The sequence below is a fragment of the Sporocytophaga myxococcoides genome (genome assembly GCF_000775915.1).
Classification (GTDB): Bacteria; Bacteroidota; Bacteroidia; order Cytophagales; family Cytophagaceae; genus Sporocytophaga; species Sporocytophaga myxococcoides_A.
This window is the reverse complement of record NZ_BBLT01000004.1, coordinates 166,641-191,007: the sequence shown is the minus strand read 5'-3', so window position 1 is coordinate 191,007 and position 24,367 is coordinate 166,641. Positions and strand designations below refer to the sequence as shown.

The 24,367-nt window shown below is 37.8% G+C and carries 21 protein-coding genes; 11 read left to right on the top strand and 10 right to left on the bottom strand.

Features of this window, described 5'->3' with window-relative positions; genetic code table 11:
* Positions 1–16 precede the first annotated feature (16 nt).
* From MYP_RS11035 to MYP_RS11005, 7 genes are all read left to right on the top strand, one after another.
* Entirely contained in the window at positions 17–1,444 is a 1,428-nt protein-coding gene (locus tag MYP_RS11035; RefSeq protein WP_045463043.1) for a sulfatase, read from the top strand.
* Positions 1,445–1,450: 6 nt separating this feature from the next.
* A complete protein-coding gene (locus MYP_RS11030) occupies positions 1,451–2,239 on the top strand; it encodes a family 16 glycoside hydrolase (protein WP_052430104.1) in 789 nt (262 codons plus the stop codon).
* Positions 2,240–2,547: 308 nt separating this feature from the next.
* Positions 2,548–3,507 (top strand): formylglycine-generating enzyme family protein, encoded by a 960-nt coding sequence (locus MYP_RS11025; RefSeq protein ID WP_231570034.1) that lies wholly within the window; start codon positions 2,548–2,550, stop codon positions 3,505–3,507.
* Between the two features lie 10 nt (positions 3,508–3,517).
* Positions 3,518–4,948, top strand: a complete 1,431-nt coding sequence (locus MYP_RS11020; RefSeq protein ID WP_045463853.1) for a sulfatase family protein — start codon at positions 3,518–3,520, stop codon at positions 4,946–4,948.
* Between the two features lie 892 nt (positions 4,949–5,840).
* Complete coding sequence (locus tag MYP_RS11015; protein WP_231570033.1) at positions 5,841–7,178, top strand: sulfatase; 1,338 nt, start codon at positions 5,841–5,843, stop codon at positions 7,176–7,178.
* 19 nt (positions 7,179–7,197) lie between these two features.
* Positions 7,198–8,667: a sulfatase family protein gene (locus MYP_RS11010; RefSeq protein WP_045463850.1), complete on the top strand. Its 1,470-nt coding sequence runs from the start codon at positions 7,198–7,200 to the stop codon at positions 8,665–8,667.
* A gap of 338 nt (positions 8,668–9,005) precedes the next feature.
* Positions 9,006–10,607, top strand: a complete 1,602-nt coding sequence (locus MYP_RS11005) for a sulfatase-like hydrolase/transferase (RefSeq protein WP_052430102.1) — start codon at positions 9,006–9,008, stop codon at positions 10,605–10,607.
* A gap of 13 nt (positions 10,608–10,620) precedes the next feature.
* Here the strand turns inward: MYP_RS11005 and MYP_RS11000 are convergent, their stop codons facing one another.
* The 10 genes from MYP_RS11000 to MYP_RS10955 all read right to left on the bottom strand — a co-directional run bounded on the left by MYP_RS11000 (position 10,621) and on the right by MYP_RS10955 (position 19,166).
* Positions 10,621–11,004, bottom strand: a complete 384-nt coding sequence (locus tag MYP_RS11000; protein WP_045463035.1) for a DUF7793 family protein — start codon at positions 11,002–11,004, stop codon at positions 10,621–10,623.
* A gap of 146 nt (positions 11,005–11,150) precedes the next feature.
* Entirely contained in the window at positions 11,151–11,567 is a 417-nt protein-coding gene (locus MYP_RS10995) for a BrxA/BrxB family bacilliredoxin (RefSeq protein ID WP_045463033.1), read from the bottom strand.
* Positions 11,568–11,652: 85 nt separating this feature from the next.
* Positions 11,653–11,991 carry an SUF system Fe-S cluster assembly protein gene (locus MYP_RS10990; RefSeq protein ID WP_045463030.1) on the bottom strand — a complete coding sequence of 113 codons (339 nt, stop codon included), beginning with the start codon at positions 11,989–11,991 and terminating at the stop codon, positions 11,653–11,655.
* A gap of 16 nt (positions 11,992–12,007) precedes the next feature.
* Complete coding sequence (locus MYP_RS10985; protein WP_045463027.1) at positions 12,008–12,454, bottom strand: SufE family protein; 447 nt, start codon at positions 12,452–12,454, stop codon at positions 12,008–12,010.
* A gap of 13 nt (positions 12,455–12,467) precedes the next feature.
* Entirely contained in the window at positions 12,468–13,706 is a 1,239-nt protein-coding gene (locus MYP_RS10980; protein ID WP_045463024.1) for an aminotransferase class V-fold PLP-dependent enzyme, read from the bottom strand.
* Positions 13,707–13,723: 17 nt separating this feature from the next.
* Positions 13,724–14,992 (bottom strand): Fe-S cluster assembly protein SufD, encoded by a 1,269-nt coding sequence (sufD, locus tag MYP_RS10975; protein WP_045463021.1) that lies wholly within the window; start codon positions 14,990–14,992, stop codon positions 13,724–13,726.
* 3 nt (positions 14,993–14,995) lie between these two features.
* Positions 14,996–15,760: a Fe-S cluster assembly ATPase SufC gene (sufC, locus tag MYP_RS10970; protein ID WP_045463018.1), complete on the bottom strand. Its 765-nt coding sequence runs from the start codon at positions 15,758–15,760 to the stop codon at positions 14,996–14,998.
* A 114-nt stretch (positions 15,761–15,874) separates the two neighbouring features.
* The gene (sufB, locus tag MYP_RS10965) at positions 15,875–17,320 is read right to left on the bottom strand and encodes a Fe-S cluster assembly protein SufB (RefSeq protein WP_045463015.1); all 1,446 of its coding nucleotides are present in this window, start codon (positions 17,318–17,320) and stop codon (positions 15,875–15,877) included.
* Positions 17,321–17,452: 132 nt separating this feature from the next.
* Positions 17,453–17,917: an Lrp/AsnC ligand binding domain-containing protein gene (locus MYP_RS10960; protein WP_045463012.1), complete on the bottom strand. Its 465-nt coding sequence runs from the start codon at positions 17,915–17,917 to the stop codon at positions 17,453–17,455.
* A 676-nt stretch (positions 17,918–18,593) separates the two neighbouring features.
* Positions 18,594–19,166 (bottom strand): YceI family protein, encoded by a 573-nt coding sequence (locus tag MYP_RS10955; protein WP_045463009.1) that lies wholly within the window; start codon positions 19,164–19,166, stop codon positions 18,594–18,596.
* A 124-nt stretch (positions 19,167–19,290) separates the two neighbouring features.
* Between MYP_RS10955 and MYP_RS10950 the strand changes: the two genes are divergently transcribed.
* From MYP_RS10950 to MYP_RS10935, 4 genes are all read left to right on the top strand, one after another.
* Complete coding sequence (locus MYP_RS10950; RefSeq protein WP_081990482.1) at positions 19,291–20,376, top strand: SDR family oxidoreductase; 1,086 nt, start codon at positions 19,291–19,293, stop codon at positions 20,374–20,376.
* A gap of 75 nt (positions 20,377–20,451) precedes the next feature.
* Complete coding sequence (locus tag MYP_RS10945; RefSeq protein WP_045463006.1) at positions 20,452–21,507, top strand: cytochrome c oxidase subunit II; 1,056 nt, start codon at positions 20,452–20,454, stop codon at positions 21,505–21,507.
* 6 nt (positions 21,508–21,513) lie between these two features.
* Complete coding sequence (locus MYP_RS10940; protein WP_045463003.1) at positions 21,514–23,346, top strand: cytochrome c oxidase subunit I; 1,833 nt, start codon at positions 21,514–21,516, stop codon at positions 23,344–23,346.
* On the top strand, positions 23,333–24,280 hold the full coding sequence (locus tag MYP_RS10935) for a c-type cytochrome (RefSeq protein ID WP_045463000.1): 948 nt from the start codon (positions 23,333–23,335) through the stop codon (positions 24,278–24,280). The genes MYP_RS10940 and MYP_RS10935 overlap by 14 nt, the downstream gene beginning before the upstream one ends.
* Positions 24,281–24,367 lie beyond the last annotated feature (87 nt).

Genomic DNA, 24,367 nt, shown 5'->3' with positions numbered 1-24,367 from the left:
ACAATTTTATAATTCAATGAAAAATAAAATTATCTTTTCAGTTTTATCTGTTTTCATATTTGGAGCTGCTATTGCTTCTCCAGTAGACAAACCTAAATCAAATAAAAAGTATAATGTACTTTTCATAGCTATTGATGATCTTAATAATGATTTAGGTTGCTATGGAAATGCTTTCGTAAAATCTCCTAACATTGACAGATTGGCTGCCAGGGGAGTAAGATTTGATAAAGCCTATAACCAGTTTCCTTTGTGCAGTCCAAGCAGAACTTCTTTGCTTACTGGTACAAGACCTGATGTTAATGGTGTCTATGAATTACAAACACATTTCAGAAAAAATCTTCCTGATGTAGTAACGCTGCCTCAGTTATTCAAGAACAATGATTACTACAGTGCTCGTGTTGGAAAAATTTTCCATTATGGAGTACCAGGTCAGATTGGTACAAATGGTCTTGATGATTCTATCTCCTGGAATGTGAGAATTAATCCTATAGGCAGAGATAAAGCAGAAGAAGCTCTGATAAAAAATCTTACACCTGAAAGACATCTGGGAAGTGCTCTGGCCTATAGAGCAACAGGAGGGACTGATGAAGAGCAGACGGATGGTTTAATTGTTAATGAGGCTATTAAAATTTTAGAAGAAAAGAAAGATGAACCATTATTTCTTGCTGTAGGATTTTTCAGACCTCATTCTCCTTATGTCGCACCTCAAAAGTACTTTGATTTATATGATGAAAACAAAGTGCCTTTAGCAAAAGAAAAAGAAAATGATTTAGCGGATGTTCCTGAAGCTGCTTTATTTACAACTCCTCCTCATTGGGGACTTGATGAGCAGAAAAGGAGGGAAGCACAGAGAGCCTATTATGCTACCGTATCTTTTATGGATGCTCAGGTGGGCAGACTTTTGGATGCTCTGGATCGTTTAAAACTTTCTGAAAATACTATCATTGTTTTATGGAGTGATCATGGCTATAACCTTGGCCAGCATGGGCAGTGGATGAAGCAAAGCTTATTCGAAAATTCTGCAAGAGTACCATTGATCATATCTGTTCCAGGGCAGGGTGGTAAAGCGTCATCCAGAACGGTTGAACTACTTGACATCTATCCGACACTTGCTGAGTTATGCGGACTACCTGCACCTAGACATTTGCAAGGTAAGAGTCTTACACCTCTTTTGAAAAATCCTTCTGCTACCTGGGATAAACCAGCTTTTACTCAGGTAAAAAGAAAAGATATTATGGGAAGAAGTATCCGCACGGAAAGATGGAGATATACAGAGTGGGATGAAGGTAGAGCAGGAGTTGAGTTGTATGATCATCAGAATGATAAAGATGAATTTACCAATCTTGCCAATGATTCTAAATATGCTGAAACAGTAAAAGACCTTTCAGCGAAATTGAGGAAGAATTATGCAGTGAATAAATCTGAAGCAGTTATAAAAGAATAATTAAATATGAAAAACAAAAGAACCACCGTTATTGCGGCTTTTATAGGACTTAGTCTGTTTGCTATAATAGTACCTGCATTTAAGAATGTTCAGGATCCTAAAGTAGCTGATGGAGGATCAAAGACTGTAACTAAAAAAACAGAAGGGAAAAATGCATGTGATGTTAGTAACGGAAGAGCAGCATTATTGTCGCAGAAGACGAAATCATCACAATATGATCTGGGTAAGCTTCTTGCTAAAAAGGAGCTGATGGTCGTCAATAGAGAAGTAACAGCTTCTCCTGATAAGAAATACAGTGCAGTAAAGATTAGTGAAAAAGATGGAGAAGGAGTAGTCTGGATAAAAGGAGTAACCTTTTCAAAAGGAATTATAGAGCTGGATCTTAAAGGCAAAGATGTTTTGCAGAAGAGCTTTATCGGGGTTGCATTCCATGGAGCTGATAACAAGACATTTGATGGTATTTACTTCAGGCCTTTCAATTTTAAAGCCACAGATTCCATTAGACATATTCATGCTGTTCAGTATATCAGTCATCCTGATTTTCCCTGGAAAAAACTCAGAGATGAAAAGAATGGACAATATGAAAAAGCTGTAGCGCCGGAACCTGATCCTAATAATTGGTTTCATACAAGAATAGAAGTAGGTGACAAAGAAGTGAAGGTCTTTGTAAATAATGCAACTAAGCCTTCTTTAGTTGTAAATAAATTAAATAACAGAAAATCAGGAATGATTGGTTTATGGACAGGTGAAGGCTCGGGAGGAGAATTTGCGAATCTGAGCATTACTAATAATTAATTAAATGATTTTGATTTCTGTTAATGGCCAAAAAGGGTAGTTTGGCTAACTCCTTCAGTTAATTAGTTTTAACTACCTGGGTTAGTTGTACGAAAACCAAGATACTTTTGGGTTAATAGGATTTAATTCGTTTGTATGTTTACTTTGTCTATAGAATAAGTATAGTAAGAATAAAACAATTTTAATTTGATTACTTCTTCCTTATTACTCAGAATCACCAAATAATATAATAAATGAATACTTACAGAACCATCCTTTCTTTTTTTCTCATGCTTCTGTTATCTGCTTGTCAAAATAGAAATACTCAAATGAAAGATATACAGAACGAACAGCAAAAATCCTCTCAGATAAAGGCTGAATCTAAAATGGTTTGGATACCAGGAGGTACGTTTCTTATGGGGTCTGATAATCCAGATTTTCCTGATGCTCATCCACTACATGAAGTAACGGTAAATGGTTTTTACATGGACGAGCATGAAGTTACTAATGCTGAGTTCGCTAATTTTATAGAAGCCACACATTATGTAACTGTAGCAGAACAAGCTTTAGATCCTAAAGATTATCCAGGCGTTCCTTCGGATCAGTTAGTTCCAGGATCGGCAGTGTTTACACCTCCTAACAGAAAAGTACATCTGAATGATGCATTGCAATGGTGGACTTATGTTCCAGGAGCTACATGGAATCATCCTTTTGGCCCATCTTCATCGATTAAAGGAAAAGAAAATGATCCAGTTGTTCATGTTTGTTATGAAGATGCTGTTGCTTATGCTAAGTGGGCGGGGAAAAGGCTTCCTACAGAAGCAGAGTGGGAGTTTGCTGCTCAGGGTGGACAAGGCAATAATAAATTTTATTGGGGTAATGAATTAAAACCCAATGGCAAATGGACAGCTAATATTTATCAGGGAAACTTTCCTGATAACAATACTATTGAAGATGGCTATGCTGGTGTTGCACCTGTGAAAACGTTTCCTGCCAATCCTTACGGCTTGTATGACATGGAAGGAAATGTATGGGAATGGTGCAACGATTACTATCGCCCAGACTACTTTGCAAAAAGTCCTAAGGTAAATCCTCAAGGTCCTGAAGATAGCTTTGATCCGGATGAACCATCAGCAGTTAAACGTGTTCAAAAGGGTGGTTCATTCCTTTGCAGTGATCAGTATTGCATTAGGTATAAAAGCGGAAGCAGAGGCAAGGGAGAGGTAACCAGCGCTTCGAATAACCTTGGCTTCAGATGTGTAAAGGATAAGGTAGAAGGTGATAAATAATAATCTATATATGCTAAGAATTAGTGCAGGAGTAATTTTAACAATTGTAAGTTTATTCTCAGGTGCCCTGTTGGCCGGGACTGTAAAAAAGGAAAAGCAAAACCAACCTAATATATTATTCATTTTATCAGATGACCATAGCGTACCTTTTCTGGGATGCTATGGTTATCCTGTAAAAACTCCAAACATTGATAAACTTGCCAAAGAAGGCATAATTTATAACAGGGCTCATACCACTGCGCCTCAATGCGTCCTTTCAAGAGCAGCTATCATGACCGGAAGGTCTACACTTGACATTCGCATGACTCGCTTCACAGCGCCTTTATCAGCAGATGTAATTTCTTATCCTGAATTACTAAGAAAGGGAGGTTATTATACGGGTGTATGCGGAAGAAATTTTCACTTAAATGGTGCGAGAACGACAGCGGTATCGGAAGAAGTGTTTGATAAATATAACCTGGAGACCTTTAAGAATCGTGTAGATTATTTAAAGACTACCGGAAACATGGATAGCATTTATTATCAGTATAAAGACTTTCTGAATACAATTCCTAAAGGAAAACCCTTCTTTCTTCAGTTAAGTTATTCAGATCCTCACCGAATCTTTAATGCTAAAGAGTATGAGCCCGATCCTGATACTATAAAAATTCCCGAAGGATGGCCTGATACAAAATTATTAAGAAAAGATTTAGCAGGATATCTTGGAGAAATTCAGCGTCTTGATCATGAAGTAGGAAAAGTTTTTGAAGAACTTAAGAGAAGAGGACTGGATAAAAATACATTGATTGTCTTCATGGGAGACAATGGTGGTGCACTTGTAAGAGGTAAAGGTACATTGTACAAATTAGGATTGAATGTTCCGTTAATCATGCGCCTTTCTGATCTTATCAAACCAGGACAGGTAAGCAATATTTTAGTATCAGGAGAAGATATTGCTCCTACATTATTACAAGTCGCAGGTATTGCTGCACCAAAAGAATTTACTGGAGTGAGTATTGTTCCTTCATTTCAGGATAAACCCTTCCAGGCACACCAATACATCTATGCTGTAAGAGGCGCTCATGGTTCAGGCCTTCCCACGAATACGGCTCACTTCGATCTTGGCAGAACAGTTATTTCAGACAGGTATAAGTTAATCTATAATGCATTGTGGCAACTGCCTTATTATCCTGTAGACTTCTCAGGACAACCTTTCTGGCTTGAACTCCAGCAACTTCATAATGAAGGAAAGCTTGAAGAAAAATGGGATAAGCTTTTATTCTCTGAAAGAAGATCAATGTTTGAGCTTTTTGATGAACTAGCAGATCCAAATGAATTCAATAATCTCGCAGGAAAACCTGAGTATAAAGAAATAGAAGAAAAACTTAAAGGCAAACTTCAGGAATGGATGATCCTTAATGAAGATTACCTACCTCTTCCGGTAACACCGAGACCTAGATAAGTTGTAAGTTATAAGTAGTAAGTTAAAAGCTTAAAGCGGAAAGCAACAATTGAGGTTTGCAATACTTTATGAAGTCCTTCTTATATAGAAGAAAGCCTTTAGTGAGATGTTTTATATCAAGTAAAAGTCTTAAACCTACAGAGCCCCCGGAGGGGGTGATATTTTGTCAGCATTGGGTGTAAGCCCTATGTTTCATTAGAGGGAAAAATAATATTATGCAATATCCTTGTAGAGACGCCATGCTGGCGTCTCTCTATCAAAAAGCTTTGCATGTTGATGAATAAAAAACTCTTAGAGTAAGTTAAAAATAATAAAGTCTTAAGCATACAGAGCCCTCAGGCGGGGTGGTATTTTATCAGCATAGGGTGTAAGCCCTATGTTTCATTGGAGGAAAAATAATATTATGCAATACCCTTTATAGAGACGCTATGCTGGCGTCTCCCTATCTAAAAGCTTTGTATATTGATAAATAAAACACTCTTGAGCAATTTTAAAATAATAAAGTCTTAAGCATACAGAGCCCCCGGAAGGGGGTGATATTTAGTCAGCATAGGGTGTAAGCCCTGTGATTCGGAGGAAGAGGATATATTATGCAACACCCTTTTGTAGAGACGCCATGCTGGCGTCTCCCTTGCTAAAGGCTCTGCATATTGCTTTATAGTGAACCCATGCTGGCGTCTCTCTGTCCTCTCTGTCCATTATGCAGGCCTTAATGCATTATATAAATGAATCGTGAAATACCTTTGTTCACCCTTTTGAAAGGGTAATGTTTTGTTAGTATAGGGTGAACCCTAGCCTAATTGTAGTGCAATAAATCATACATACAATAGATCAAGTAATGAGTTTGAGTACATTTAAGAGAGCGATTGTTTTTGTTATCGCAATAGTATTTTTGAATCACAACATAAGTAAGGCACAATCTGCCGGAAAATATAACGTGTTGTTCATTGCTGTTGATGATATGAATGATTGGATAGAGCCCTTTGGTGGTTATAAAGGAATTATTACTCCTAATCTGGACAAGCTGGCTAAGTCAGGCGTGAGGTTTGAAAAAGCTTATTGTTCTGCTCCGGCATGTAATCCTTCAAGAGCCAGTTTACTTACAGGAGTGCGTCCTGCTACATCAGGTGTCTATCACAATGATCAGCCATGGAGGCCTGTATTAAAAGACGCTGTGACCCTGCCTCAGTATTTTACAGCAAATGGATATAAGGTGGAAGCAGCTGGTAAAATTTACCATAATAGTTATAATGACGATGCATCATGGCCTATCTACCATGGTGTCCCAAAAGATCCGGAACCACCTTCTACACCTGTTAACGGAAGAGCAAACTTTGACTGGAGTCCAGTGAATGTGAAGGATGAAGACATGGGAGACTATAAAACGGTTTCTAAAGGTATTGAGTTTCTTGAGAAGAATCATGATAAACCATTCTTTCTGGCGATAGGTTTTACAAGACCACACCTACCATGGTATGTTCCGCAAAAGTATTTCGATTTATACCCATTGGATAAAATTACTTTGCCTTCTGTAATCCCGAATGATTTGGCAGATGTTCCATCCGCAGGAGTGGCAATTGCTAAGCCAGATGGAGATCATAAGTTTATTGTTGAGTCAGGTCAATGGAGAAAAGCTGTTCAAGGGTATCTGGCGAGCAATACTTTTGCGGATGGACAAATCGGCAGGCTGGTGGATACTTTGAATAAGAGCAAGTATAAAGACAATACGATCATCGTACTCTTTGGAGATCATGGCTGGCACTTGGGAGAGAAGGAGCATTGGAGGAAGTTTGCTCTTTGGGAAGAAGCAACAAGGGTTCCGTTTATTGTTATTGCTCCAGGTATTACAAAAGCCAATACAGTCGTGAAACGCACTGTAAACCTAATGGATATTTATCCTACATTGATAGATTTATGTCAGTTGCCTTCAAAAACTGGATTGGAAGGAAATAGCATAGTACCTCTGTTAAAGAATCCTTTGGCAATATGGAATTATCCTTCTGTTACTACACATGGTTTCGGTAATCATTCTGTCCGGAATGAGAGATATAGATATATCGTGTACCAAGACGGGACTGAAGAATTGTATGATCATGATACAGATCCTCAGGAATGGAAGAATATCGCTAATGATCCGAAATATGCGAGTGTTAAAAAAGAATTGATAGCATTTCTGCCAAAAGTTAACGCTCCCAATGCCCCAAGACTTAAAGGGGGAGGAAAGGAATAATGAATATAAAACTAAAGAAATGAAAAAGAGATACCTGTTTTCAATCCTGGCCCTTTGCCTGACTTTGGGAAAAGCTCATGCACAAGCAAATCTAAAGAACGCTAAACCTAATATCATCTTTATTTATACTGATGATCAAAGATATGATGCTTTAAGCATTGTTCAGGATGAACAGGGAGCTAATGCCCGTTTCCCATGGTTTAAAACACCCAATCTTGATAGAATCGGAAATGAAGGTGTCCGCTTTAGAAATGCATTTGTAATCAATTCTCTTTGTTCTCCAAGCAGGTCGACCTTACTCACAGGAAGGTATAATCATTTAAATGGAATTGCTAATAACCACACAAACTTTACAGATACATTGGAAACATATCCTGTTTTGTTGAAGAAAGTTGGTTATAATACAGCATTTTTTGGTAAATGGCATATGGGAAAAGAAACTGGGAAGAGACCTGGATTTGATTATTCCGTAAGCTTTGTAGGGCAAGGAGCTTATTTTGATTGTCCATTAGAGATTAATGGAGTAAGCCAACCTACTGTGGGTTGGGTGGATGACGTCACAACAGATTTTGCGCTTGATTATATAAAAGGAAATAAAGATAAATCATTTGCTTTGGTGCTTGCATATAAATCAGGACATGGACCTTTTCAACCTCCTGTCAGACATACCAATACTTATGCGGATGTTGAACTGATAAAGCCATCGAATGAACATCTGGAGGCTCCGTATAAAAACAAGATTGAATCGAAAAGAAAAAATACAAATATCGCTCAGAACAAGAGCACATCATGGACAGATAACAACGAGAAGACAATCAGAGGATATTTCGGAGCATTAAAGGGAATTGACGAAAATGTCGGAAGAATCTTGAATGTATTGGATTCATTGAAGTTGACAGAGAATACTGTTGTAATTTTTTCAAGCGACAATGGCTTCTTCTTTGGTGAGCATGGATTAGGTGATAAGCGTGCTGCCTATGAAGAATCTATGAGAATTCCTCTTCTCGTTCGTTACCCTGCAAGATTTCCAAAAGGAAAGACTATAGACAAACTGGTGTTGAACCTCGATCAGGCTCCTTCCATTCTTGATTTAGCGGGTATCAGCGCTCCTAAGTCTTATCAGGGCAAGAGCTGGGTACCACTTATAGAGAATAAAATTAAAGACTGGAGGACTTCTTTCCTTTACGAATACTTCTATGAAGATGGAACAACAACGCCTACAATTAAAGCTGTTCGTACAGAGACAAGCAAGCTTATTGTTTATCCCGGACAAGATGAATGGAATGAACTTTTTGATTTAACCAAAGATCCACAAGAATCTAATAATCTGATCAATCAGAAGGAAGCGACGAAACTCAAGGAGCAATTACAGCAGGAACTTTCAAAGCAGGAAAAAGCTGTGGGTTATGTTATTCCAACATATGCTGATGAAAGACCTTTAGATAAAGATGGTAAATACATTCCTCCAAAACCGATGGATGTACAATAGTGAGTTGTAAGTTTTAAGTTAAAAGCTTAAAGGTTAAAGTTAAAGTACAACAATAGAGGTTCCCCTTTGTAGAGACGCCATGCTGACGTCTCTCTATCCAAAGCCTCTGCATGTTGATGAATAAAACCACAATTGGAGTAAGGTAAAAATAATATTAGCATAGGGTGTTAGCCCTATGTTTCGGAGTGGGAAAGAAATAATATCATGCAATATCTTTTGTAGAGACGACATGCGTGATGTCTATTTGCGTTCATCCTAGTCCTTCTCTTTCATGAGAAGGATTAGGATGAGATTAAGGTCGCAATTACATTTTTGAAACTTAAAAATCAACCAATTATATGAGCAAAAGAATATGGTTAATTTCAGCCGGCCTGGTGTTGGCTGGTGGCGCAATTGTTTTTAGTTCACTCAGTAATAGTGAAGATATCAAAGGGGAAGCAGCTGAAACCCTTGTGGCTAAACCTAATATCATCTTCATCTTTGCAGATGATTTTGGTCAGAATGTACCATCTGTCAATGGTAACAAATATATTCAGACACCGAATATAGATGCCATAGCTAATGAAGGTGTCAGGTTTAAACAGAATTATGTTACAGCGCCGATTTGCTGTGCTTCCCGTGCAGCTTTGCTTACAGGAAGATACCAGCAACGATTTGGATCAGAATTTCACCTTCATTATCCATCTTTTTCAGCATACACTGCCGACAGTGTAAAATATGTTAGAAGCTTGCTTCAGCAGAATATAGCCCCTGATGAGAAAACGCAAGGTATTCCCTCAACGGAAATTAATTATGCGGAGTTGCTGAAGAAGAATGGCTATACAACAGGAATCATAGGTAAATGGCATGCTGGTTTTTATGATGGTTACAGACCACACCAGCGAGGTTTCGATTATAGCTGGGGCTGGTATGGTGGTTCTACTTTATATTATACAGATGAAAATGATCAGGAGAAAGTGACCTTTAAGAATAAGGAAGGATACCATCATTATGCCTCAAATACTAATAAATATCAGTGGAAAAGAGACCCTATTGCTACCGGTATTTTCAGGAATGGAGAAATTGTTGATGAGAAGGAATACCAGACTTCCGCAATAGCAAGAGAAGCTGTTAGTTTTATTGATGTGAATAAAGACAAACCATTTTTCCTCTATGTGCCTTTCGGAGCAATCCATACACCATTGCAGGCTGTAAAACAAGATTATGATAAGCTGACACACATTAAAGATGAACAACAACGTATTCTCCTTGCAATGACGGTAAGTCTGGATCAGGCTGTAGGAAGGATTCTTGATAAACTAAAGCAGGAAGGATTAGATTCTAATACGATCGTTGTGTTTTCAGGCGATAATGGTTCAACCTATCACAAACTCAATTACAATGGCACTAAGGAAGGTATTACTTTATACGATGGAAGCTATGAAAACATTAACTATCCTTTGAAAGGAGGGAAGTTAACCCATTATGAAGGTGGTATCAGGACTCCTTTATTTATAAAGTGGCCTCAAAAAATCAAAGCAGGGATAGTCTTCGAAGCTCCAGTAAGCACTTTGGATTTATTCCCGACATTTGCAGCAGCCACATTTACAAAGTTACCAGCAGACAGAACCTATGATGGGGTTGATTTATTACCATATATAACAGGAACTAATAAGAGCAAGCCACATGAGACTTTATACTGGAGGAATGGTTTTGTAAAGACAATCAGGAAAGGTGATTATAAATTGCTCGTAAATGAAAATGATAAGACCGTATTTTTATATGATCTTAAAAATGATCCATATGAAAAAGAAGATCTTTCTTCAAAGTTAAGTCAAAAGGTAGAAGAACTTAAAACAGATTACCTGGCATGGGAAAAAGGGTTAGGCCAGCCTAGATGGAAATCGCCTAAAGTAACGAAGATCATAGTGGAGGGAAAGCAGGTTTCTTTTCAACCGTAATCACAATGATATATTATGACTTTATAAAAGTCTGAAGCCATTCGTGAGCATCTGAAATCCTGGTAAATAATTTTACCGGGGTTTTAGGCTTATGGAATTTAATATAAATCTTGCCAATTACTTCCTGTATTTTAGAATGAAAAACGATGGCAGTAGCTAATGTTTTGTTTGAAGGTCCTGCTAAAAATGCTCTGGCATCCCTAGTGATATATTCAATTTTAGAAATATCAGCAATAACCAGGAGCGGGGCTTTTTTGGCGAGTTTTTCTCTTTCTTTAATGGAATTTTGAACTGCCTTTAAGTCTATTATTGATCTTTTTTTGTAATCAACTAAAAGTATTTTTCCTAAATAAGAAAGTGAAATGATATTATTTTCAAAAATTGGAGTGTTATTCATACTTATCATTTAAAAATTTGTCAGAATAAAGGGTGGAAGCACCTTGCTTTGAATTCCAATAAATAATAGGCAGCCTGGCCTTTAAAAATTATAAAAGTAAAAGGTTGCTGAGACATATACGTTCCCGGCAACCTTTTAGTTAAAACTTAAGCAATTTCTTCGAATACCATTTGAAGGTGCTCAGCGATCATTTCAGCAGATCTTCCTTCAATATGATGTCTTTCAACAAAATGTACCAGTTCTCCATTCTTGAAAATAGCCATGGAAGGAGATGAAGGAGGATAAGGGAGGAAATATTCCCTTGCCTTTTGAACGGCTGCAGTATCTACACCTGCAAAAACAGTTGCCAATACGTCAGGTTTTACTTTACTTCTGCTTACTGCAAGTTTCGCTCCTGGTCTTGCTGCTCCTGCAGCGCAACCGCATACAGAATTTACAACAAGCAACACAGTGCCTTTCTCATTTTTAAGCAACTGATCTACCTGCTCAGGTGATTTTAATTCCTGAAATCCGGCAGTGCTTAGATCCGCGCGCATTGGCGCAACTAGTGCTTCTGGATACATATCTTTAAACTATTGGATTAGTGATTTTTGATTTTTTAAAATTGGTTATTAACCTATTGACATTTTGAGTGTTCACTCACAAATTCTATAAAAAGCCCAACTCAAGTTTGGCAGCCTCACTCATCATGTCCTGATGGTAAGGAGGATCAAAAGTCAGTTCTACACTTACATCGTTGATCCCTTCGATTTCTCTGATCTTTTGCTCAACTTCTCCTGGTATGGTACCAGCGCTGGGGCAGGAGGGAGATGTAAGGGTCATAACAACATGCACGTTATTTACCGGAAAAACATTAATATCATAAATCAACCCTAATTCATAGATATTAACAGGAATCTCAGGATCATAAATCGTTTTGATAGCGTCAAGGACTTTTTCCTTTAAGGCTTCATCGTCATGATTTAATTTAGTCTCTTCTGAACTCATTGGTTTAAGAAGTTATTTACTGTTTGGACTGTAATAAAGCCTGAAATGCAACTGCATCCAGTTTCATTTGCTTCAGCATAGATACAAGACCATTAGATCTTGTAGGTGAAAGGTGTTGCTTTAAGCCAATTTCATCAATAAAATCAATATCGGCTTGAGCAACTTCTGCTGGCGGATGGCCTGAAAAGACTCTTACAAGTAAACTAACCAATCCCTTTACAATCACTGCATCGCTATCAGCCTGATAATAAATTTTGTCATCTTTCAGGTAAGAATTTAACCATACCTGTGACTGACATCCTTTTATTTTCTTTTCTTCTGTTTTATGAGATGGATCTAGTATTTCCAGTTTTTTACCCAATTCAATCAGATAGGCATATTTTTCATCCCACTCATCGAAAAATGAAAACTCTTCGACTACCTGATTTTGTATTTCCTTAACTGTTTTTTCTGCTGCGCTCATTTTTGAAATTCCCTTACTTCAACATCTTTACAGCTTTTTTAATTCCAGCTTCCAGTCTGTCTATTTCTTCAAAAGTATTATAAACTGCAAAGGATGCCCTTGCTGTACCAGGAATGCCGAAATGACCCATCAATGGTTGAGTACAATGATGACCTGTTCTTATAGCTATGCCTTCCTGATCAAGCAGAATTCCCAGATCCTGATGGTGAATACCTTCAATCACAAAAGAGATTACACTTACTTTTTCTTTTGCAGTTCCTTTAATGGTAAGACCAGGAATCGCAGATAGTTTTTGAGTGGCATATTCTAAAAGCTGATTCTCTACCTCTCTTATCGCTTGCTTTCCAAATTTATTGATGAAATCTACGGAGGCCTTTAAAGCAATAGCATCTGCAATGTTTGGAGTGCCAGCTTCAAATTTATATGGTAATTCATTGAATGAACATGAAGCATAAGTTACTTCTTTGATCATTTCTCCTCCTCCCTGGTAGGGCGGCATTTCTTCCAATAGGGCTTTTTTACCGTACAGTATGCCGATTCCGGTAGGACCGTACATTTTATGTCCGGAGAATGCATAGAAATCAGCATCCAGTTTTTGAACGTCGATGTCAAGGTGAGAAACTGCCTGAGCCCCGTCTATAAGCACTTTAACGTTTTTGCTGTGTGCTATTTTGATAACCTCAGCTATTGGATTAATGGTGCCTAATGCATTGGAAACATGATTAAGGGCAATGATTTTGGTCTTATCTGTAATCAGGTTATTTAAGTCAGAAAGTATCAACTCTCCGTTTGCGTTAACCGGAATAATCTTTACGATAGCGCCTTTCTCAGCTGCAAGTATCTGCCAGGGAACCATATTGGAGTGATGCTCCAGGCCGGAAACGATGATTTCATCACCCTTATGGATGTTTTCTTTTCCCCAGGTTGCAGCTACAAGGTTTATAGACTCTGTAGTTCCTTTGGTAAAGATAATCTCTTCGGTAGATGAAGCATTTATAAAAGCTCTGATCGCCTCTCTGGTGCTTTCAAAAGCAGCAGTAGCTTTTTCTGCAAGGGTGTGAATGCCACGATGAATATTGGCATTGTAAGATGAATAGTAGCTTACAAGGCTGTCAATAACTGCCTTGGGTTTCTGAGTGGTAGCTGCGTTGTCAAAATAAACAAGAGGTTTCCCGTTTACCTGCTGATCCAGCACAGGGAATTCTTCTCTAATTGTCGTAAGGTCTAGCCCTTTTATCTTTGTTCCACTCATCTTACTTTGCTTTTATCTTAACTTAATCTGTCGAGGATGGTCTGGTCGAGCAACTCTTTCAATGGCTCTAGTTTGATGTATTCAAGGATGTCAGCAGCAAAAGCATGCATTAACAATGCTTTTGCTTTTTTCTCACTGATACCTCTTGATCTCAAATAGAACAATGGCTCTTCATCCATCATACCTGTTGTGGCTCCATGTGAACATTTAACATCATCAGCAAAGATTTCAAGCTGAGGTTTTGTGTTCATGGTAGCGTCCTTGCTCAGAAGGATATTTTTGTTTGACTGAAATGCATTGGTTTTTTGTGCATCCTGTCTTACATAGATTTTACCATTAAATACACCTGTTGACCTATCATCCAACAAACCTTTATATAGCTCATTGCTGTAGCAGTTGGCTTTTGCATGATCTACAAGGGTATGGTTATCAATGTGTGTATTGCCTTTTACCATATATAGTCCAACCAGAGATGCCTCAGAATATTCTGAAGAAAGGCGGATGTTAAGGTTGTTTCTGATAATGCCTCCGTCTAGAGTAATTGTGGTGGCTGCAAAATTGCTTTTCTCAGGCTGGTAAACCTGCGTAGTACCAACATGATCAGACTTGGCATCATTTTGTATTTTGTAATAGGTTGCATAAGCATCTTTCTTTACAACAATTTGAGTAATGTTGTTTGAAAAATGAGCGTTTGAGCCTATTGTAGAATAGTTTTCGATGAAAATAGCCTGAGCATTTTCTTCAAGAATGAAAATGTTTCTTGTATTGGAGAAGATATTACCCTTTCTGCCATCACCGATAAAATGAATAATAATTGGCTTGTTTACTACTTTTCCTTTTTTAACAGTTATCACAACACCATTAGCCAATGCTGTGTTGAGTTCTGTAATGCTATCATTTAGAGTGATAGATGAAGCTGTAAGATATTCATTGATATCTCCTGACTGGCTCAGGTCACTGATAATAATTGGCTCATCAGCATTTACCGATGACAGTTCTTTATTATAGTTCCCATTAACAAAAACAAGATGATTAGCTTCCATTGATGAAAGCAACAAACCATCTATATCTTTTTTATTCAGGGTGGTTGTATCCTCAATCAGATAATCTCTTCCTAGTACAGGGGCGAGATTGGTATATTTCCACTCTTCATGTTTTCTTCCCGGAAAACCTTGCTTCTGAAACGCAGAGATCGCGTCTTTCCTGACATCAGACTGAGCAGGAGAGAGCCTTTTTGAGTTTTCGTTGAAGGTTTTTACCAGTTCTTCTGTAGTTGTTAAATTCATGGTTTAAACTGCAGATCCTGCCTTTACTTCGTTTTTAATCCAATCGTAACCTTTTTCTTCAAGCTCAAGCGCAAGTTCTTTTGTGCCTGATTTTACAATACGTCCGTTATATAGCACGTGTACAAAATCAGGAACAATGTAGTCCAGAAGTCTTTGGTAGTGGGTAACTACTATTGATGCAGTTTCTTTTGACTTCAGAGTATTTACGCCATTAGCAACAATTCTCAATGCGTCGATATCAAGTCCTGAATCCGTTTCATCAAGGATTGATAATTTAGGCTCAAGCATTGCCATCTGGAAGATCTCATTTCTTTTTTTCTCACCTCCGGAGAATCCTTCATTCAAAGATCTCTTTAATAAAGCCTGATCGATTTCAACAAGCTTCATTTTTTCCTTCATTATATTAAGAAATGTTACAGAATCAAGAGGCTCTTGCTTACGGTACTGGCGAATTTCATTCACAGCAGTTTTCAGAAAGTTTGTATTAGAAACTCCAGGTATTTCTACTGGATACTGAAATGCAAGGAATACACCTTCTCCAGCTCTCTCTTCCGGAGCAAGATCCAATAAATCTTTTCCTAAAAACTCAACACTTCCGCCTGTTACTTCGTAATCTGCTCTACCTGCAAGTACAGAGGCAAGTGTACTTTTTCCTGATCCGTTAGGTCCCATGATCGCATGGACCTCGCCAGCCTTTACTTCCAGGTTTATTCCTTTCAGAATTTCTTTTCCATCTACGGAAGCTTTAAGGTCTTTTATCTTTAACATAAAAGTTTATTGTTGAATGTTGAATTTAAATGTTGAAAGCTCCCGGGAACAAAGCCAGTGGCTGAATCTCCGGGAGCATTATTGTTAATGCTGATAATATCTAATTAATATCGGTTAACCGACACTTCCTTCAAGACTGATAGCAAGAAGTTTTTGCGCTTCAACTGCAAATTCCATAGGAAGCTGATTTAATACTTCCTTGCAATATCCATTTACAATCAATGCTACGGCAGCCTCTGTTCCTATTCCCCTTTGGTTGCAATAGAAGATCTGGTCTTCTCCGATTTTGGAAGTAGTCGCTTCGTGTTCTACAGTAGCCGTATTGTTTTTTACTTCTATATAAGGGAATGTATGCGCTCCACATTTATCTCCCATAAGAAGGGAATCACATTGAGAGAAGTTTCTTGCATTTTCAGCTCTCTTCATAACTTCAACAAGACCTCTGTAGCTGTTCTGACTTCTTCCGGCAGATATCCCTTTAGATACAATCCGGCTTTTTGTGTTTTTTCCAATATGGATCATCTTCGTCCCTGTATCTGCTTGCTGCATGTTGTTTGTTACAGCTACAGAGTAGAATTCTCCGATAGAGTTATCTCCTTTAAGGATTACGCTTGGATATTTCCATGTGATGGAAGAACCGGTTTCAACCTGTGTCCAGGATATTTTTGAATTCACACCGCTGCAGATACCTCTTTTGGTAACGAAGTTATAAATCCCCCCTTTACCTTCTTTGTCTCCAGGGTACCAGTTTTGTACGGTAGAGTATTTTATTTCAGCATTGTCCATTGCTATAAGTTCAACAACGGCAGCATGAAGCTGATTTTCGTCTCTCATCGGTGCTGTACAACCCTCAAGGTAACTTACATAACTTGAATCTTCTGCAACGATCAATGTACGCTCAAACTGGCCTGTATTTGCAGCATTGATACGGAAGTATGTAGATAGTTCCATCGGGCATCTGACGCCTTTAGGAATAAATACAAATGATCCGTCACTGAATACTGCTGAGTTAAGAGCAGCAAAATAATTATCTGTCATGGGAACTACTGTTCCCAGATATTTCTTCACCAATTCAGGATGCTCCTGAACAGCTTCGCTTAGAGAGCAGAATATAATTCCCTGTTCTGCAAGCTTTCCTTTATAGGTTGTAGCTACGGAAACACTATCCATTACAGCATCTACAGCTACACCTGAAAGTCTCTTTTGCTCATCAAGGGAAATGCCCAGTTTGTCAAACGTAGCTTTTAATTCAGGATCAATCTCGTCCAGGCTGTTTAATTTTACTTTAGGCTTAGGAGCAGAGTAATATATAATGTCCTGATAGTTAATTTTAGGGTAATTAACATTCTGCCAGTTAGGTTCTGTAAGTGTCAACCAATGTCTGTAGGCTTTCAGTCTCCATTCCAGAAGCCACTGTGGTTCATTTTTCTTTGCTGAAATGAACTTCACAATATCTTCATTCAGCCCTTTAGGTGCAGAATCCGCTTCAATTTTAGTCTCGAAACCGTATTTGTACTCAGAGCTTGTTATTTCTTCCAGAATTTTTATATTCTCACTCATCGCTTTTTTTGTTGTGGGAGCTTATTTAGAACAAATCTAATTTAATTTACAAATTTAGAACAAAACATCCAAATATAGGTTCAAAAAACCTTTTTTTTAAGGAGAAGTAAGGAATATGTTGGTTTTCAAGCATCAAAAAAGTTTAATATTTCTATTTATAGATTCTTCGAGAGATATACTTGTTTCAGTACGTTGAATACCAGATACTTTTTGAATTTTATCGTGCAAGACCTGTCTCAGGTGTTGGGTGTCTTTACAGATTATTTTTACAAACATGCTGTAATTTCCTGTGGTATAGTGGACATTGACCACTTCTGGTATTTCCAGTAATTCTTTTACTGCCTGATCATAAAAGGAACTCTTTTCCAGATATATACCAAGGAATGCCGTTACATCATAACCCAGACGTGCATAATCAATAGAAAGATGGGATCCTTTGACAATTCCCAGTTGCTCCATTTTTTTCATTCTAACATGTACTGTACCAGGGGATACAAATATTTCCTTTGCTATATCGGTATATGCAATTCCCGCATTTTCCATGAGTAAGGAAAGGATTTTGAGATCCACATTATCAATTTCAGAATTTTTGTCCATTTTAGAAAAGTTAATTTATCTTATTTTTAATAAAACTAGTTATTTATTGAATAAAATGTAAATATTTATAAAGAATTATGAATTATTTGTAAATTATAGATGAGTCTATTACTTTTGTATCAGTTCTTCAATGAACAACAGAATGTAGGGTGATGAAATTGGCAGACATGCCCTCCTGTCTCGGGGGTGAGGAATAACGGGATAAACGTAACTTAATGGGTTGACCACTATTAATCTTTCTGAGTTATAGCTAACTGCCTCTTGGAGGTTCGACTCCTTCTCCTACAGCAAATAAAAGGCCATCTGGATGAGATGGCTGAAAAATACTTATGATCACACAATGTAGGGTGATGAAACTGGCAGACATGCCCTCCTGTCTCGGGGGTGGGGAATAACGGGATAAACGTAACTTAATGGGTTGACCACTATTAATCTTTCTGAGTTATAGCTAACTGCCTCTTGGAGGTTCGACTCCTTCTCCTACAGCAAAACAAAAGGCTGCCCTAGTTAGGTGGCCTTTTTTCATTTTATAATTCATAAAAAATAAAAAGCCCCGGAACTTCTACCAGGGCTTTTTATTTTGGATCTGACCACTATAATCTTTCTGATAATCGACTTTATAATCAGAGAACAAAAATCAGGTTGTGTTTAATTCTTTATTTCACCTCTTTTAATGCTAATTTCGCTTTACTATTTCCACATCACATTCAATATCAATTTTTTCTCCTACAATAGCACCTCCGGTGTCCATTACATTATTCCAGTTTAATCCGAAATCAAACCGATTTACCCAGGCAGACATACTAAATCCTGCTCTTTCTTGCCCGGATGGGTCTATGGTTATACCTCCGAGATGAACGTTCATTAAAATACTTTTTTTTACATCTTTTATTGTGATATCTCCTTCAACTTCAAACTCTTTAGAGTTTATTCTGCGTATGGAGGTGCTTATAAAATGAATATGAGGATATTTTGATGCCTTAAAAAAATCCTCAGAAAGAAGATGGGTATCGCGTTCTTTTTTTCCAGTATCAAGACTTTTTACTTCTGCTTTAAATTCTATTTCAGCAGTTGAAAAATCATTGCCCACAGATTTTACCTTTCCTTCAAATGACTTGAATATACCTGAGATTTTAGATATGATAAGATGTTTGGCAAAAAACCTGATAGTGGTATGGTCCTGATCAATAATCCATAAGGTATCTCTTTCTTCTGAAATATTGGTTTGTCGCTTTGATTCTGTCTTCATCTTAAATGGTTCTGTATTTGCTCAACCGGAGGCTTTGATTTTTGTTTCCTCATCTTTAATGAATTATGGTTTAACTTTTATAGACCACCAGGAGTTCTTTATCTAATAAGCATTCGTTCATACCATGGCAGAGCAAAAGATTAAGAAACTTGCAGATAAAATCAGAGAATTGATTAGAAAAGAGGGGCAGCATTCACTGGAACCTGAAGTAGTAGTAATCACTGGTGGTACTTCGGGTGTAGGAAGGGCTACTGCAAGGGAGTTTGCCAGTAAAGGAGCAAAGGTCGCAATCCTTGCGAGGGGCGAGGATGGTTTGCTGGGAACAAAAAAAGATATTGAAGAATTAGGTGGAGTAGCCCTGACAATTAAGACTGATGTTGCAGATCCTGTTCAGGTGGAGAAGGCATGCAGAGAAGTAGAAGAAAAACTTGGTCCTATAGATGTCTGGATCAACAATGCCATGACAAATATTTTTTCTCCCGTTAGTCGTATGAGACCTGATGAATTCAGAAGGGTGACGGACGTAACATATCATGGACAAGTCTACGGTACACTTGCAGTTCTTAATAGAATGTTATCAAGAAACAGAGGGGTAATTTTATTTGTAGGGTCCGAAAATGCTTCCAAAGGAATTCCATTGCAATCCGCTTATTGTGGCGCAGAGCAGGCTATAATTGGTTTTGTTGATTCACTCAGAAAAGAACTGGTTCATGATAAGAGTAATGTAAGGGTAACTCTTGTTCAGTTACCAGCAATTAATACTCCTCAGTTTAATATAGTTAAAAGCAGTCTTTCCAATAAAACTAAGCCTTTAGGGAAAATCTTCCAGCCTGAGGTAGCTGCTGAGGCAATATATTTCGCATCAAGACACAACAGAAAAGAAGTTTATGCAGGTAACCCTTCATTGGAGTCTATTTTGGGAGACAACAATCCACTGGTTGGTGGGAAGTTCCTTTCTTCTTCTGAAATTAAACGCCAGCTCTTAAATGAACCTGAAGATCCTGGAAGAAGAAATAATCTTTGGGAACCTGTGCCCGGAGACCCGATGGCTCGCGGTAAGTTTGACGATAATGCTTCTGATTTCAGTCCGCAGCTATGGTTAACAAAACACAGGGGAGTACTTATGGCAGCCGCAGGTGTATTGATGGCAGGCATCTTTGTCATAAAAACTCTATCAGGGAAAAAGTCCAATGTACCTCTTTCCGAATAAGCCGATTTTCAATTCGGATAAACATCCTAAGTAATTATAGGTTAAGCCTAAGTGTATAAAACTGCTTAGGTAATTATGAAAGTTTTTTTCTGGACCATTGCGGGAATTGTAGGGATATCACTGTTTTATGTTTTTCTGAAAATCTTATCTGATTATATTCTTTACAGGAAAAACGAAATTGAATCAAAAGAGGACTATAATTCTCTAAATGCTGTTTTGCTCATTTCATTCCTTGTTACTGGGCTGCTTCTATTCTTTGGTTATAACTACTTCCATGAAAGTCCATTTCTTCCTGTAAATGCATCTGTGCATGGAATATATGTGGACAGGATGTTCTGGATAACTATTGCATTAACAGGTATTGTATTTTTATTGACACAAATCCTGTTATTTTATTTTTCTTATAAATACGCAAAGGGAAAAAGCAAAAAAGCCTTCTATTGGAAGAACAATCTCTTTATAGAAGCAATCTGGTTTTCTGTGCCTACACTTGCTTTTATAATTTTGTTTATGACAGGAAACTATTACTGGAATATAATCAATCAAGGTGTAAGTGAAGATGTTTTGGAGATAGAAATTCTGGGAGAACAATTCAATTGGAGGCTGAGATATCCTGGGAAAGATGGTAAACTTGGCAATTATAATTTTCATTATATCGATGGTATCAATGCCATGGGGTTGGATCTCAGAGATACCAATGGGTATGATGATTTCATGCCCGTGCAGTTACATCTTCCAAGAAACAAAAAAGTCATGTTGAGGATTCGTTCAAGAGATGTCATACACAGTGTATATATTCCTAATCTTAGAGTAAAGATGGATGCAGTACCTGGCATGCTTACAAGATTTTCTTTTATTCCAAGGTATACAACTGAAGAAATGAGGGAAATTACCAAAAATCCTGACTTTAATTATGAAATAGCCTGTGCTGAACTTTGCGGGAGAAATCATTTTTCAATGCTTTTAATTCTGGTTGTAGAAGATGAAGAGGATTATCAACGTTGGTATAAGAAGCAGATTCCCTGGCTGGCGAGGAATTCTGAGTATCTCGTAAATGTTCCTGCAGCTGGAAAAGAAAAAGCAAAACAAATAATTGAAGCATTTTCAGGAAAGATAATTTCTAATCTATAAAAACTTATGGAGGGAACAACACCCGAAAGGAATAAACTGTTTAGATTCATCTTTACCTATGTGTTTAGTCAGGATCACAAAATGATCGCTAAACAATATCTTTTTACAGCAATATTCTGGGCACTTCTGGGGTCTTTATTTTCAGTAATTATGAGAATTCAACTCGGATTTCCCGATGCTGATGTTTCCTGGCTAAAGCCTCTTCTTGGGAGATGGATTCAGGATGGAAGACTTGATCCCGAATTTTACCTTTCAATGGTTACGATCCACGGAACAATCATGATCTTTTTTGTGCTCACAGCAGGTCTTAGCGGGACTTTCAGTAATCTTCTTATTCCTTTGCAAATAGGAGCAAGAGATATGGCTTCTCCTTTTATCAATATGCTCAGCTATTGGTTATTTTTTATTTCAGGATTTATTATGTTTTGTTCCTTATTTCTCTCTACTGGTCCTGCTGCGGGAGGCTGGACAAGTTATCCGCCTTTAAGTGCTCTCCCTGAAGCATTGAGAGGGTCGGGGGGAGGTGTGACGTTATGGATCATCAGTATGGTTTTCTTTATCGTCTCCACACTTCTTGGAGGATTGAATTACATTACGACTGTTCTTAATTTACGAACTCATGGGATGTATATGACAAGACTGCCTCTTACTGTATGGGGTTTATTTTTTACAGCAATTCTGGGCCTGGTTTCTTTTCCGGTTTTGTTCTCGGCAATGCTACTATTGATTTCAGACAGGACATTCGGCACGAGTTTTTTTCTTTCAGAAATTTACATAGGCGGAAAGCCGCTTCATTTCAGTGGAGGAAGCCCGATTCTATTTGAACATCTGTTTTGGTTTCTTGGTCATCCCGAAGTATATATAGCCATTATGCCAGCATTTGGTATTACGTCAGAGGTGATCAGTATTTTTTCCAGAAAACCCATTTTTGGCTATTCTGCAATGGTAGTTTCTTTTTTAATTATAACAATACTGTCAGCATTGGTATGGGCTCATCATATGTTTGTTTCAGGAATGAATCCCTTTCTGGGCTCTGTCTTTAGTTTGACTTCATTTATAATAGCAGTACCTTCATCAGTAAAAGTATTTAATTGGCTTGCTACGCTCTGGAGGGGAAGCATTGAATTTACACCTGCCATGTTATTTGCAATTGGAATGGTTTCATTTTTTATCACTGGTGGACTTACCGGATTATTTGTTGCGAATCCTGCTATAGATATCATGGTGCATGATACACACTTTGTAGTTGCTCACTTTCATCTGGTGATGGGCAGTGCAGCGATGTTTGGCTTTATTTGCGGGGTTTATCATTGGTATCCTAAAATCTTTGGAAGATTGCTAAATTCTCAATTAGGCTATCTGCACTTCTGGATTACATTTGCAGGTATCTATCTAATATTTTTTCCGATGCACTATGTTGGAATGGCGGGTTTCCCAAGAAGATATTATTCATTTACAATTTTTGAATCTTTTAGTAAATATTATGATTTGAATATTCTTATCAGTGTCGCAGCGTTTGCCACTTTTGGCGGGCAGCTTATCTTTATTTATAACTTCATTCACAGTATGTACCGTGGTAGAGTAGCAGGTGAAAATCCTTGGAGAGCAAATACTCTTGAATGGACTACTGAACCAGTACCAGGTCACGGAAACTGGAAAGGTCCGTTGCCTATTGTTCATCGCTGGCCTTATGATTACAGCAAACCGGGAGCAAAGGAGGATTATATTAGTCAGACTGTTCCTTATTCTGAAACAATGGATTCTAATTTGCCCGAAGATCAGAAAAGAGGCGGAAAATCCAATATTATAGAAGGGGAGAAGAAAGATGAAGATCTCTGATTGTATATTATTTATTCTTCTGTTTTTACTTATGACGTTTCCTGGAAGCTCTTCAGGGCAGAGTAAGGAATTACCTTCTGATAGGGAGAGTATTGATAAAGGAGAAACATTGTTCCTTAATAACTGCAATGTTTGTCATGCCATACCCGTTGAGCGAATTGGACCTGCCTTATCCACAGTCACAAAAAAAAGATCATTAACCTGGTTACTTGGCTTTATTAAAAACTCTCAAAGTATGATTACTGCAGGAGATACTCATGCAGTCTTTATTTTTAGAAGTTACAATAACACAGTAATGCCTTCATTTAAGAAACTTTCGGATGACGATATTTTTGATATATTGGCATATATTCAGGATGCATCAAAGACGGGTTCTCCAAAAGATTTACATCCGGAAGTTCTGTTAAGTGGCAAGTATGGCGATGCTATTTTACACGGCAAGTTTCTTTTTGATCAGCAGTGCGCTGTGTGCCATGCATTCGACAAAGAGGTAATAGGTCCGGCTTTAGGAAGTACACCTAAAACTCTCCCTCTGAGCTGGTTGATTCCTTTTGTGCACAATTCTCAGGAGGTGATAAAGAAGGGGGATATTTATGCCAATTTTATATCAGAACAATATGATCATTATAAAATGCCTGCTTTTACATATCTGAGTGAAAATGACATACGGGATATTTTTCTTTATCTTAATGCTAAAGCCACAGGTCCGGTCCACATTTCAGGTTCCAATGCAGCTTTGAATCCTGACCTGTCTCCAATGTCAAAATTAAAAGTAGATCCGGGGCCTCCCAGGATGAGCTTTGAAGAAGGGCGTCATTACAGAAGATATATAAGTCTGAATCTGATACAAGGTTTATTCCTGTTGGGGGCCTTGATTCACATAGCCTTTATAATCGCTTTAGCATTTATATTTTTCAGGCTGATAAATAAATGATAAGGGATTTAATCTTTTTCATATTTGGAGAAAATATCCTTCTGTTAGTGTTGTGATGGTGTTGATTTTCAGTGGTATTGCTCTTTT